Annotated in this window: 11 protein-coding genes; 6 read left to right on the top strand and 5 right to left on the bottom strand. The window is 61.2% G+C overall.

Going from position 1 to position 12,093, the window contains the following annotated elements:
* Positions 1–14 precede the first annotated feature (14 nt).
* On the bottom strand, positions 15–578 hold the full coding sequence (locus tag ABIB57_RS08650) for an acyloxyacyl hydrolase (RefSeq protein WP_354040599.1): 564 nt from the start codon (positions 576–578) through the stop codon (positions 15–17).
* A gap of 270 nt (positions 579–848) precedes the next feature.
* Here ABIB57_RS08650 and ABIB57_RS08645 point away from each other — a divergent pair, with 270 nt between their 5' ends.
* Complete coding sequence (locus ABIB57_RS08645; protein WP_354040022.1) at positions 849–1,859, top strand: LLM class flavin-dependent oxidoreductase; 1,011 nt, start codon at positions 849–851, stop codon at positions 1,857–1,859.
* 81 nt (positions 1,860–1,940) lie between these two features.
* Positions 1,941–2,231 carry a 4a-hydroxytetrahydrobiopterin dehydratase gene (locus ABIB57_RS08640; protein ID WP_354040020.1) on the top strand — a complete coding sequence of 97 codons (291 nt, stop codon included), beginning with the start codon at positions 1,941–1,943 and terminating at the stop codon, positions 2,229–2,231.
* A 2-nt stretch (positions 2,232–2,233) separates the two neighbouring features.
* On the opposite strand, the gene ABIB57_RS08635 is transcribed toward ABIB57_RS08640, so the two are convergent.
* The 3 genes from ABIB57_RS08635 to ABIB57_RS08625 are packed head-to-tail and all read right to left on the bottom strand — an operon-like array spanning position 2,234 to position 8,071.
* On the bottom strand, positions 2,234–5,653 hold the full coding sequence (locus ABIB57_RS08635) for an error-prone DNA polymerase (RefSeq protein ID WP_502914369.1): 3,420 nt from the start codon (positions 5,651–5,653) through the stop codon (positions 2,234–2,236).
* Between the two features lie 44 nt (positions 5,654–5,697).
* Positions 5,698–7,377, bottom strand: a complete 1,680-nt coding sequence (locus ABIB57_RS08630) for a Y-family DNA polymerase (RefSeq protein WP_354040017.1) — start codon at positions 7,375–7,377, stop codon at positions 5,698–5,700.
* Entirely contained in the window at positions 7,262–8,071 is an 810-nt protein-coding gene (locus ABIB57_RS08625) for an ImuA family protein (protein WP_354040015.1), read from the bottom strand. The genes ABIB57_RS08630 and ABIB57_RS08625 overlap by 116 nt, the downstream gene beginning before the upstream one ends.
* Before the next feature lie 240 nt (positions 8,072–8,311).
* Here ABIB57_RS08625 and ABIB57_RS08620 point away from each other — a divergent pair, with 240 nt between their 5' ends.
* Positions 8,312–8,752, top strand: coding sequence for a tellurite resistance TerB family protein (locus tag ABIB57_RS08620; protein ID WP_354040013.1), 441 nt, complete (start codon positions 8,312–8,314; stop codon positions 8,750–8,752).
* A gap of 16 nt (positions 8,753–8,768) precedes the next feature.
* Here the strand turns inward: ABIB57_RS08620 and ABIB57_RS08615 are convergent, their stop codons facing one another.
* Positions 8,769–9,344: a hypothetical protein gene (locus tag ABIB57_RS08615; RefSeq protein WP_354040011.1), complete on the bottom strand. Its 576-nt coding sequence runs from the start codon at positions 9,342–9,344 to the stop codon at positions 8,769–8,771.
* 118 nt (positions 9,345–9,462) lie between these two features.
* On the opposite strand from ABIB57_RS08615, the gene ppa reads away from it, so the two are divergent.
* The 3 genes from ppa to ABIB57_RS08600 all read left to right on the top strand — a co-directional run bounded on the left by ppa (position 9,463) and on the right by ABIB57_RS08600 (position 12,059).
* The gene (gene ppa / locus ABIB57_RS08610; protein ID WP_354040009.1) at positions 9,463–9,996 is read left to right on the top strand and encodes an inorganic diphosphatase; all 534 of its coding nucleotides are present in this window, start codon (positions 9,463–9,465) and stop codon (positions 9,994–9,996) included.
* A 63-nt stretch (positions 9,997–10,059) separates the two neighbouring features.
* A complete protein-coding gene (locus ABIB57_RS08605; protein WP_354040008.1) occupies positions 10,060–11,448 on the top strand; it encodes a serine hydrolase in 1,389 nt (462 codons plus the stop codon).
* Entirely contained in the window at positions 11,445–12,059 is a 615-nt protein-coding gene (locus ABIB57_RS08600; RefSeq protein ID WP_354040006.1) for a chloramphenicol phosphotransferase CPT family protein, read from the top strand. The genes ABIB57_RS08605 and ABIB57_RS08600 overlap by 4 nt, the downstream gene beginning before the upstream one ends.
* Positions 12,060–12,093: the final 34 nt, after the last annotated feature.

The raw sequence follows: 12,093 nt of genomic DNA, 5'->3' as shown, positions 1-12,093 counted from the left end.
ACCGCCTCTCGGTCCTAGAATTTCCAGCCGACGCGCAGGCCGAAATTGGACAGGCCGTCATTGGCGTCGCACCAGTCGTTATTGGACGTGTGCTCATAGCTCAGCGTCGCCGTGGCATTGTCACCCAGCTTGGTGCCGATGCCGTAGCGCTCGTAGAAATTGACCGAGCAGCCGAAGTTCTTTGTGCCCGCGGGGGCGCCCTGATTGTACCCCGTGTGGGCTGCGGCACCGAGCGTGCCTTCGAGGTAAATCGGCGTATCGAAGATCGGTAGCTGCCAGGTCAGCCCGAGATGGGTCAGGCTCTCATGCCCACCAAAGTTGATCGTCGCGCCCAGTTCGGGCCGGGGGGATCCGATCCAGCGGAAGGCATCAAGGTCAGGGGTGGTGAACAGCACGTCGAAGCTGACATTCTCGATGCGGCTGAGATCCCATTCCCCAACCCGAAACGGCAAGGCCGCATAATCGACATCATAGGCTTGAACGCCAAAGCGCAGCTCGTCGACCCAGCCGGCCAGCGGCTTGGGCGACAGCAAATCCTGCGCACTCGCCGGCGCCGCCGCAGCCGCTCCGAACAACATCACCAAACCGATTATCCGCCGAAAAGCCATCTGCAGTACTCGAACCTTACATTGCCCCTATGAGCCGTCATCGTCGGGCCAAGTCAATGCCATCACGCCAATTCTTGGCCGCCTGTGCTGAACCGAACACGCCAACACTGCGCTATCTTCGTTCATCGGGCGTTAAACGCGCCGATTCCCCGTCTCGCTTTCATCGTAGTTTGCCGATATAGAGTGGGACAACCATTTTGTCCCGCCCTTCCGTTGATGATCCCGTAAAGACGCCGCGCCATGACCGCACTTATCCCCCTTTCCATGCAGGATCTTGCCCCGATCGCCGAGGGCATTTCCACCGCCGATGCGATGGCGGAAACCATAAAGCTCGCCCAACTGGGCGACGCCTTGGGGTTTACCCGCCTCTGGTATGCCGAGCATCACGGCATGCCCTCGATCGCCTCCTCGGTCCCCGAAATCCTGATCGGCTCGGCCGCCGCGCACACCAAATCCATCCGCGTCGGCTCCGGCGGCGTCATGCTGCTCAACCACGCGCCGCTGCGCATCGTTGAGGCTTATCGCACGCTCGAGGGCCTGCATCCCGGCCGCATCGATCTGGGTCTCGGCCGGGCACCGGGCGGCGACAGTTATGCCATGCGGGCGCTGCGTACCGGCGGCGGCGAGGAATTTTCGGCCTATCTCAGCGAGATGATGGCCTTCGAGGAGGATAGTTTTCCGCCCGAGCATCCCTATTCGCGCGTGCCGGTAGCGCCGGGCGGCATCAGCCTGCCTCCCCTTTGGCTGCTCGGCTCGTCCGGTGCCAGTGCCCAAGCCGCCGGACAATTGGGCGTGGGCTACGCCTTTGCCGCTCACTTCAGCCATACCCCGTCCGCGCCTGCGTTCGAGGCCTATCGCTATGCCTTCAAGGCCACCCAGGCGTTTCCAAAACCCTATGCGATGATGTGCGTCTCGGTCGTGTGCGCGCCCACCGATGAGGAGGCGCGCTATCTCTCGAGCTCCCAGGAACTAAGCTGGGCGCTGTTCCACTCGGGCCAGATTCGCAAGCTTGTCTCCCCCCAGGAAGCCACCGCCCACGCTTATACCGAGCAGGAACGCCGCATTATCGAGCATCAATCGACGCTCTGGATCGTCGGTTCGCCCGAAACAGTGCGCGAGCAGATCATGGCCAAGGTGGCCGAGAGCCGGCCCGACGAGGTGATGATCACCACCACCATCCATGACTATGCGCTTCGCCGCCGCTCCTATCAGCTCGTTGCCGAAGCGTTTGGCCTGCAACCGCGGCAATAATAGAGACGCGTTGGAACCGGACATGGAACGGGCGTGTTCGAAGTCTAGACGAAATGACCGGCGGGAACAGGACATCATAAAATGGCGGAAAAACTTACCTCTAAGCAGCGCGATACGGCCCTGCGTGGCCTCAATGGCTGGGTCTATGACGAGGCCAGCGACGCCATCAGCCACGTCTTCAAGTTCAAGAGCTTTTCCGAAGCCTTCGGCTTCATGACCCGCGTCGCCATCGCCGCCGACAAAGCCGGCCACCATCCCGACTGGTCCAATGCCTACGATAGCGTCACCATCGTGCTCTCCACCCACGATGCCGGCGGCCTGACCGACAAGGACGTCGCCCTCGCCAAGGCCATCGACGCCATCCTCGCCTGATCTCAGTGGAAATTGCGGCCGCCCGGCAGGGCTGCACGGGCACGGCGCCGTACCATCTCCTCCTCGCGCAGAACATGTCGATCCCGGCTCGAACTGACGGGCGGCCCTGACTTGCCTTCGTCGGCTCGCGCCACTACGGCATCGCCGATATCGGCACCATTGCTAATGGCGAGGAGCTGGGGCGTCAGGTCCATCATGTCTTCGACGATGACATGGATCACCAGCCCCTCTTTTTGCACCTTGCCTTTAACCGCGAGCATGCGGCTCGACAGCAGGGTCCGGCGCATCTCGTCGTTCTCGAACAGCTTGGGCCAGACCACGAGATTGGCCACCCCCGTTTCGTCCTCCAGCGTGACGAAAATCACGCCGCTCGCCGTACCCGGCCGCTGCCGGACCAGCACCAGTCCCGCGACCTCGATGCGGTGCCCATCAGCCACGGTGGACAGATTGCATGCTCGTGTCGTGCCGCGCGCATTGAGCATGGGACGCATGAACTGCACGGGATGTCCCTTGAGCGACAGAGTAAGGCTGGCATAGTCGTGAATGACCTCCTCGCCGGGGGACATCAGGGGCAGGTTTCCCGCTTCCTCGATCGCTAACGCGCTCGGTAATCCGGAAGCGGCGAACAGCGGCAGCGTTTCGGCCCCATGGCTGCCTATCAGGCCCTTGACCGCCCACAGCGCTTCGCGCCGGTTGAGCTTTAGCGACGAGGCGAAAGCATCCGCCCGCGCGAGCTTTTCAAGACTGGCGACAGGCACGCCGGTTCTGAGCCAGAGATCACGAATGGAGGCATAACCCGCGCCGCGCTGCTCGACGATGCGAAGGATGTCCTTCTTTGCCAGCCCCTCGACCTGCCGCAGACCCAATCGGAGCGCTTTGTCCGAACGGATATCGTTCTGCATCACGGCGTGCTTTGGCCAGACATGCTCGCCAATGGGCCAGCCGTCTTCTTCCAGCGAACTGTCGTAGCCCGAGTAGTTGATGTCTGCGGCGCGAATCTCGACGCCGTGCTCGGCAGCATCGCGAGCCAGTTGGCTGGGCGCATAGAAGCCCATCGGCTGGGAGTTGAGCAAGGCGCAAAGGAACACGTCCGGATAATGGCACTTGAGCCAGCACGAGGCATAAACCAGCAAGGCAAAGGAAGCCGCATGGCTCTCCGGAAAACCATATTCGGCAAAGCCTTCTATCTGCGAGAAACAGCGTTCGGCAAATTCGCGGCTATAGCTGCGCTTGGGATTATTCATCATCCCGTTGATGAAGCGTTCCTTGAAGATGCTGATCCGGCCTGTACGTTTCCAGGCCGCCATGGCCCGCCGCAACTGGTCCGCTTCCCCAGGCGTAAAACCCGCGCCTTTGATTGCCATTTGCATGGCCTGCTCCTGGAACAACGGAATACCAAGGGTTTTCTCTAGAACTTTGTCGAGTGGGTCATCTGGATCGGCTTTCCAGGGATCGGTGCCATCGCGCCGCTTGAGATAGGGGTGCACCATTCCGCCCTGAATGGGTCCCGGCCGGACGATGGCGACTTCAATCACCAGATCATAAAATATCTTTGGCTTGAGACGCGGCAGCATGGACATCTGGGCCCGGCTCTCGATCTGGAAAACCCCGATCGTGTCGGCCCGCTGGATCATTTCATAGACCGGGACTGCCCTTTTTGGATGGTCAAATTCCTCATTCTGCAGGTCGGCCAGTTTTACTGTCTGCTTGTAGTGAGTTTCCATCAGCCCGAAAGCCCGCTGCAGGCAGGTCAGCATCCCCAGCGCCAGCACGTCGACCTTGAGAATCTTCAAGGCATCGATGTCGTCCTTGTTCCATTCGATAATGGTACGGGTTTCCATGGCCGACTTGCTGATCGGCACCATGCTTTCCAGCGAGTCGCGCGTGATGACGAAGCCGCCCACATGCTGGCTGAGGTGGCGCGGGAAACTGCGCAACACCTTCACCACCTCGAACATCTGCGCCAGAACAGGGTCATCCGGATTAAGCCCGATACCGGCGACATTGCGAAGGTCCACGCTTGACCCCCAGCCCCAATGCAATTGGTTGAAAGCCGTGATCGTATCGTCCGATACGCCAAACACCTTGGCGGTTTCGCGAATGGCGCTTTTGGAACGGTAGCAGATGACATTGGCAGTCAAGCCAGTGCGCTTGCCACCGTATTTCTTGTAAACATACTGCATCACCTCTTCGCGCCGTTCGTGCTCGAAATCGACATCGATATCGGGCGGCTCGTCGCGTTCGGTGGAGATAAACCGCCCGAAGACCAGATTGGCCTTGCGCGGATTGACTTCGGTGATCTCAAGACAATAGCAGACCGTGGAATTGGCCGCCGAACCCCGCCCTTGGCACAAGATGTCAAGCTCGTAACGAGCATAGTGGACGATGTCGTGTACGGTCAGGAAATAGGCCGCATAAAGCTTTTCATCGATGAGTTGGAGTTCGGTTTCGATATTGGCGGCGATGTCGGCCGGAACCCCTTGGGGAAAACGTTTGGCTGCTCCGGCCCAAGCCAGCCGCTCCAGCGTTTGCTGAGCCGTTTCGCCATTACCGATAGTTTCTTCGGGATAATTGTATTCGAGCTGATTGAGCGAAAACCCAATCCGCTCGCTAAAGCGCTGGGTTTGGGCAATGGCCTCGGGATGCTCGGCAAATAGGCGCGCCATTTCGTCCCGCGGCTTGAGATGACGTTCGGCATTGGCCTGCAGCCGGCGTCCCGCCGTCTCGAGCGTCAGATGTTCGCGGATACAGGTGACGACGTCTTGCAGGATGGCCCGGTCCGGGTCGTGATACAGCACGTCATTGCTGGCCAGCATCGGCACACCACAGCGGCGGCCCAGATCGGCAGTACGGCCAAGCCTGGCGCGGTCCCGGCCAAGATAGCGTGCAACCCCAGCCACCCAGACATTGCCTGGGAAATGCTGGGCCAGCGCCCCAAGGACGGTCTCGGTCAATGGCCAGTTCCGCTCGTCGGGGATCAGGATGAAAAGCTGACCCAGGCCAAAGTTTTCCGTAGGTCCCTGCTGGGCATTGGACGCGACAGGCCCACCCGATGCCAGTAAATCCGTCAGATTGAGCAGCGGCTTGCCTTTTTCGCCGTTCTGATTGGCGATCGTGAGCAGCTTGCACAGCCGCCCATAGGCCACCCGGTTGCTGGGATAGGCCACTATATCGGGGGTGCCATCGGCGAAACACAGCCGCACTCCAACCAGATAGCGAAAATCAGCAAAACGCTCGTCGCGTTCGCGCGCCGTGACAAAGCCCCTGACCACGCCGGCAAAGCTGTTGCGGTCACAGAGGCCCACACCGTTCAGGCCAAGATACATGGCGCCTGAAACCAGCTCTTCGGGATGTGATCCGCTTCGCAGGAAAGAAAAATTACTGGTCGTGACCAGTTCGGTGAAGGCAGGCGCCGGTGGCACTGCGAGCGCTTTTCCCGGCGAGCCGGTGAACGGAACAACCTCGCTCACGAGAAAAATCCGTGCAGATACCAGGTTGGGTTTGGCGCAACACCATAGATTCCCAAGCGGAACAGCCAGAAGCGGCGACCGCCCGCGTCTTCCGCGACATAATAATCGCGAACGGCGTTCCATGTATAAAACAGCGGTACGTTCGGTATGTAGGGAGGCGTCTTTCCCAGTTTTTTGAGTTCTTCCAGCTCTTGCGGCGTGGCGGGAGGAACCAGCACGAGACGCTGGCCACTACGCCACCATTCGGCATTGAGCCGCTCTGGCCCCTCGGCTTTGACAAACCTGTAGCTCACCCGTCGCCAGGTCATTGCCATGGGCGGGCCGTCAGGCACTTCGGCGGTAATGCCGATGGGTTCCGGCATAGGCAGCAACCGTAAAGGGCGCTCCTGTTCGGGATCGGGCATGGAAGCTGGATTATCGGCGCTCCGCGCAATCACCGGTTCAAGCCGCACCGCACGCTCGGGAATATGAGTATCGACGAATGCACTGCGCACCACTGAAAACATGCCCAGCCGACTGCTCATGCGATCGTAGAGACGACCCAGATCCGTGCCATCCTGTCGGGAAAATGCACCCAGCTGGCTGGCTTCCAGCGGCGACACCGAGCTGGCCGCCAGACGGATCATGTCGATACCGAAGCCGGCGTCGTATTCGCCCTGCAAGCGCTCCGCGCGATTTGCGAACAGCCGCGCAATATGCCCAGGCTCGCGGGTCGGACTGCCGGCATTGACCGAGAGGGTCATGACCTTGTGATCAACCCGATAAAGGAACAGGTGAAACGCCTGCGCGCCAAGCCCCTCGCTTTCAAGTCTTATCCCAAGCTGAATGCCCAGGTCATGCGTGGTCATCAGCACGTCGTCCATGAGTCCGATCGGATCGGGAAATTTCCGTTCGGCATAGCGCTCGGCAATCGGCAGGCGCGGGGTCATGCGCTCTTCGAGATAGCCATAGGCTTGGTCGATGCGCATGATCAGCGAGGCCCCGAACCGCGCCTGCAGGCCCTTGCGGTCGCGGCCACGCAACTGGCCGATCTGCTTGAGCCCCATCTGGGTCAACCCGGCTATCTGCATCGGCAGCAGACGCAGGGCTGCGACCGAGAGGCCATCGAGCAGGCTCCCCGTCTGATCGGCCGCGACCACGCGGTTAGGAGCGAAATGGCTGGCGGCCCAGGCGGCTCCGATGGTGGAGGCCACGGCACCGTCAGCCGCATAGCCCAATTGGCGCAAACGCAGGACCATCGTGCGCAACATGGCCAGTTCGCTCCCGAACAGGTGGGACACTCCGGTGATGTCGAGCACCAGATCCCCATAGGCATTCATGTCGTTCATCACCGCCACCAGCGGGCTGGCATTGGAGTGCCAATCGGCAAAAATGCCGAACGCCGCTTCCAGCAGCGGCAGATCGATTTCACGCGCAGTCAGATCCGGCACCATGGCATGGGCATCAGCCAGGTTCTGCCCAATATAAAGCATTTGTGCCGCCGCCAGCCGATCCACCGCCGCCAACCGCAACCCGCCTTTTATCCGCTCGTACAACGCCAATGGACCGGTCAGGCTAGGCTCAGCCCGCTTCAGATAATCGGTCGGCCAGGTCGGCAAATAGATCGCCAGGTAGCGACGGTCGCTCAACAGGCTGGGCTGGACGTCTTTCCCTGTCATCGACGATGTGAAAGCCATTTTCCGTCCACTCCAGCAGCCATTCCTGGTTTTGCCTGTCGCCGATAACGCCCCGTTCCAGCCGGGCTCGCCATCGCGTTTCGCCCGGCGCGCGGGCATCGAATTGCGTGGTAGCGCTCAAGGCGGGCACCAGGTGCCAGCGCAACTGGGCTGCGCTGGCCTCGCGCCAGGCGCCATAGCGCAGCAGGAACAGTGACGTGCCGCCGGCATCGGCGCGCAGGCTAAGGCGGCGGCTGGCGGTGAAATCGAGCACTTTGGGATGGCCCGCAATATCGGCGATCACCGCCGCCACCGCCCCACAGGCCAAAGCCTCCTCGACCGCCCACAGCAGCTCGACGATATTGGCCGGCCGGATCAACACCAGCGCATCGGGATCGAACCCGAAGGTGGCCAGCCCCGGCCCATAGGGCAGGCCCATTTCCTGGGCCTCGGCCAGCATCTGCAGATAGATCACCGCGCGACGCACGGGCGTCAGCAGGCTGCGCGCCTGCCCCAGGGCAAACCCCAGCAGCGCCGCAGTGTTGCGCCGCTCATCGGCAAACACTTCCTGCACCAGGCCGGGCGCCGGCACGATGAACTGATCGGGCGCATGGGCTTGCGTGCTGACCGGATCGCTCAGCACCGGCCGGCGCTCGATATTGGCGATGCTGGCGCGCAGCGCCGCCAGCCGTTCCTGTTTTGCAAGGCCGCTCATGGAGCCAACCTTTCTGTTGCTCGTTAAGAACAAACAGTGAACACTGGAGTCAGCTCAAGAGTCAAGCTGACTCTTTTCAGCACGTTCAAGTGTGGCGGCCCGGCATCAGCCGTGCACAAGACCGCGCAATGCCGAGGACGTGTTCTTGAGAGAATCCGGGACGCTGTCTATCGTGCTTTGGCCTGCCTCCCGGCGTGCTCCATCTTCTGTCGTTTCGCGCTCCTCAAGGAGGCTTTTGCCGTGTTCGAGGCCATTACCCGTCTGTTCCAAAAGCCGGATGACGCGCTCTCCGTCCACGACCCAAAGCTGGCCGTGGCGGCACTGCTGGTGCATCTGGCGGCTGTCGATGGGCAGGTCAAGGACGAGGAACGCAAGGCCATCAAGGGCGCGCTGCAGGATCATTACGATCTCGACGAAGCCGCGGTCGACCGGCTGGTCAAGGAAGCTTCCTTGCGCGACGCCGAATCGGTGGATTTCTACAAATTCACCTCGACCCTGTCTTCGCTGGACAACGCGGACCGCATCGAGATCATCGCCATGATGTGGACCGTGGTGTTTGCCGACAAGGACAATCACGAACTCGAGGACAACATGGTCTGGCGCATTGCCGAACTGATCGGCGTTTCGGCGCGCGACCGCACCGTGCTGCGCAACCAGATCGGCAAGGGCCGCAAGGCCTGAGCCAGCCGCGCTCGGCTCAATCCCGTACTTCCCAGGCGGTGAACTTGCCGATGATGTCCACCTTGTCATTGACGCAGTCGAACTTGCCGGCCTTGTCGGCGGCCTGCCGCGCCAGCTCGTTGGCATTGGGATTGGCCAGCGCATCGATATAGGCGATGTGGCAGGTCTGGCCCTCGAGCAATTGGGTCACCACCAGCACCTCGTTGGTTTCTTTGTAGGTTTCCTGGTTCTGGGTAAAATAGCGCACGATGGTCGCCACCGGCAGCCAGCCGCCCGATTCATTGCTGAGCCGCCATTCCAGCTTCGGCCCCAGGTGATTGAACGGCCCCATCGACTGCCCGAAGCCCGGCTCCTTCTGGATGTTGAAGCCATAGTTGAGCGCGAAGCGCAGATCGCCTTCCGTCACTTGCAGCGGATAACCCTTGTAGCCGGGGCAGGCCCAGCTGGCCCCGAAATCGTCGGCGTCGAGCACGAGGCATTGATCCAGATTGATATCCGTATAGGCGCTGTTGAAGCCGGCGAAGGCAGGTTGTGCCACGCCGAACGCGCCGGCCAGAGCCAGCATGGGAAGCCACCAAAAAGTCTTCGTCATAGTCTCGTCTCCTCACGCGCATATCGGTATCGTGGGCAATATGGCTTGCTTTTGGGGCGCACCCTAGGCAGAACGCCGCCAGACTGCCGCCCTCCGCATGAACGAGACCTGACAGATCATGAACATCGACGCCATTCCGACCGGCAAGAACCCGCCCGACGACCTCAACGTCATCATCGAAGTGCCGATGGGTGGCGAGCCGATCAAGTACGAGATCGACAAAGCCTCTGGCGCGCTGTTCGTCGACCGTTTCCTCTATACGCCGATGCGTTACCCCGGCAATTACGGCTTCGTGCCCCACACGCTGTGCGGCGACGGTGATCCGCTCGACGTCATCGTGATGAATTCGCGGCCACTGGTCCCCGGTGCCGTGGTGCGCTGCCGTCCCTTCGGCGTGCTGTTCATGGAAGACGATGGCGGGCAGGATGAAAAAATCCTCGCCGTGCCGGTCTCCAAGCTCACCGCCATGTATGACCACATCAAGGATCTGGGCGACATGCAGGCCATCCAGGTCGAGCGGGTGAAGCACTTCTTCACCCATTACAAGGATCTGGAGCCCGGCAAGTGGGCCAAGATTTCCCATGTCGGGGGCTATGAGGACGCCAAGAAGGTGATCCTCGAATCGATCGAAATGGCCAACAAGGCCAAGTAGGGCTTCGAACCCGTCGTAGACCTGAGGCATTGTGTGCACAACGCCATGCCTTGGGAGCCCATCATGAAAACCAGCATTGCTGCGGTAATCGGCTTGCTGTTGGTCCCCTATCTTGCCATGGCGCAAGCGCCGGAGGATCAAGCCATGCCCGATAATGCCGCAATCATGCAAATTCTGGCCGACCGGATCGACCGCGACCAGCAAGGCGTCGGCATGGCGACAAGCCTGGTCGAAGGCAGCCTCCCCCGCTTTGTCGCGCATGGCAGCCTCGCGGCGGGCAAGGCGCCGGTCGATGAACACACGCTATTCGAAATCGGCTCGATCACCAAAATTTTCACCAATCTACTGCTGGCCGATATGGTGCTGCGCGGCGGCATGACGCTTGACGACCCGGTGGTCGACTATCTGCCCGCGGACACGGTCATCCCGGAGCGTGGCGGCAAGCAGATCACCCTGTTCGATCTGGCGACCCACAGCTCCGGCCTGCCGCGCATGCCGACCAATTTTTCGCCTGCCGATCAGGCCAATCCCTATCCCGATTACGGTGCCGACCAGCTCTACAGCTTCCTTGCCGGTTACGCGCTGCCGCGCGATATCGGCACCCAGTTCGAATATTCCAATCTCGGCACCGCGCTGCTCGGTCAGGCGATCGTCACCACGTCCGGCATAGACTACGCCAGCCTGGTGCGCACCCGCATTCTCGAGCCGCTGGGCATGACCGATACGACGATGACTCTCACGCCGGAACAGACAACTCGCTTCGCCACCGGCCACGACAGGCAACTGGAAGCCACCTCGCATTGGGATTTCGATGTCTTTGCACCGGCCGGCGCTTATCGGTCCAGCGCTGCCGACATGGCCAAATTTGTCGCCGCCGCCAGCGGAACGGTCCCCACGCCACTGGACGCCGCCTTCGCGCTGATGCTGGCTCAAACCCGCCCGGTGGACACAGGCGCGACAATCGGCCTGGGCTGGCTGATCCGCGACCACGACGGCCACCAAATCGTCTGGCACAACGGCGGCACTGGCGGCTTCCGCAGCTTTATCGGCTTTGATAGGGCCAGCAAATCCAGCGTGGTGGTACTGTCCAACACCGCAACCGACAGGGGCGTCGATGATATCGGCATGTACATGATCAATGCCGACCTGCCGCTTGCGGCGCAGCCCAAACTTCGTCTCGCCGTCGATCTTGACCCCGCCTCGCTCGACAATTATGTCGGCGATTACGCGCTGAGTCCGGACTTCGTCCTCGCCGTCACTGGTGAAAATGGCAGCCTGTTCGTGCAGGCCACGAATCAGCCCAAAAACCAGGTGTTCTTCGAAGGCGACCATAATTTTTTCTACAAGGTTGTCGACGCGCAATTGAGCTTCACCATGGGGCCGGATGGCAAGGCCACCAGCGTGGTCCTGCATCAAAACGGTCAGGACATTCCGGGGCCGCGACAGAAATGATCAGTTCCGGCCAGATCGTCATTCTAAACGGTGCGCCGAGGGCGGGGAAATCTTCGATCGCCGCCGCCATCCAGGCCAGCCTGAACGGCACCTGGATCAATCTGGGCGTCGACACCTATGCCAAGGCGACACCGCCGCAATTGATGCCCGGCATCGGCTTGCGACCGGGTGGCGAACGGCCGGACCTCGAGGCTTTCGTTCCGATTCTGTATGCGGCGCTCTATGACAGCATCGCGGCTCATGCCCGACTGGGGCTGAATGTCGTCGCCGATTTTGGCCATCACGACGATTATTCCCGTCCCCTCCGCATCCTGCCCGATTGCGCCCGGCGGCTGGCCGGACTGAATGTGCTGTTCGTGGGCGTATTTTGCCCCCTCGATGTCATCATGGCCCGCCGCAACGCCAATCCGCAGAACGGCCTTTATGCTACTGGCGAAACGCCGCCGCCCCCGGTGCTGCGCTGGCAGGAGGCGGTGCATGTGCCGGGGATTTACGATTTGACGGTCGACACCGCCACGACCAGTCCTGAACACTGCGCGGCCGCCATTGCCGAAGCCATTACCCATCCGCCAGCCGGCCCCAGCGCCTTCGAGCAATTGGCGCGGATGTAATGGTTGCGACCGCCAAGCGGCCGCAACCAATTCT

Origin of the sequence: Devosia sp. UYZn731, from assembly GCF_040546795.1 — a bacterium.
GTDB lineage: Bacteria > Pseudomonadota > Alphaproteobacteria > Rhizobiales > Devosiaceae > Devosia.
The sequence above is the reverse complement of the archived record's forward strand: the minus strand, read 5'-3'. Positions and strand labels throughout refer to the sequence as shown.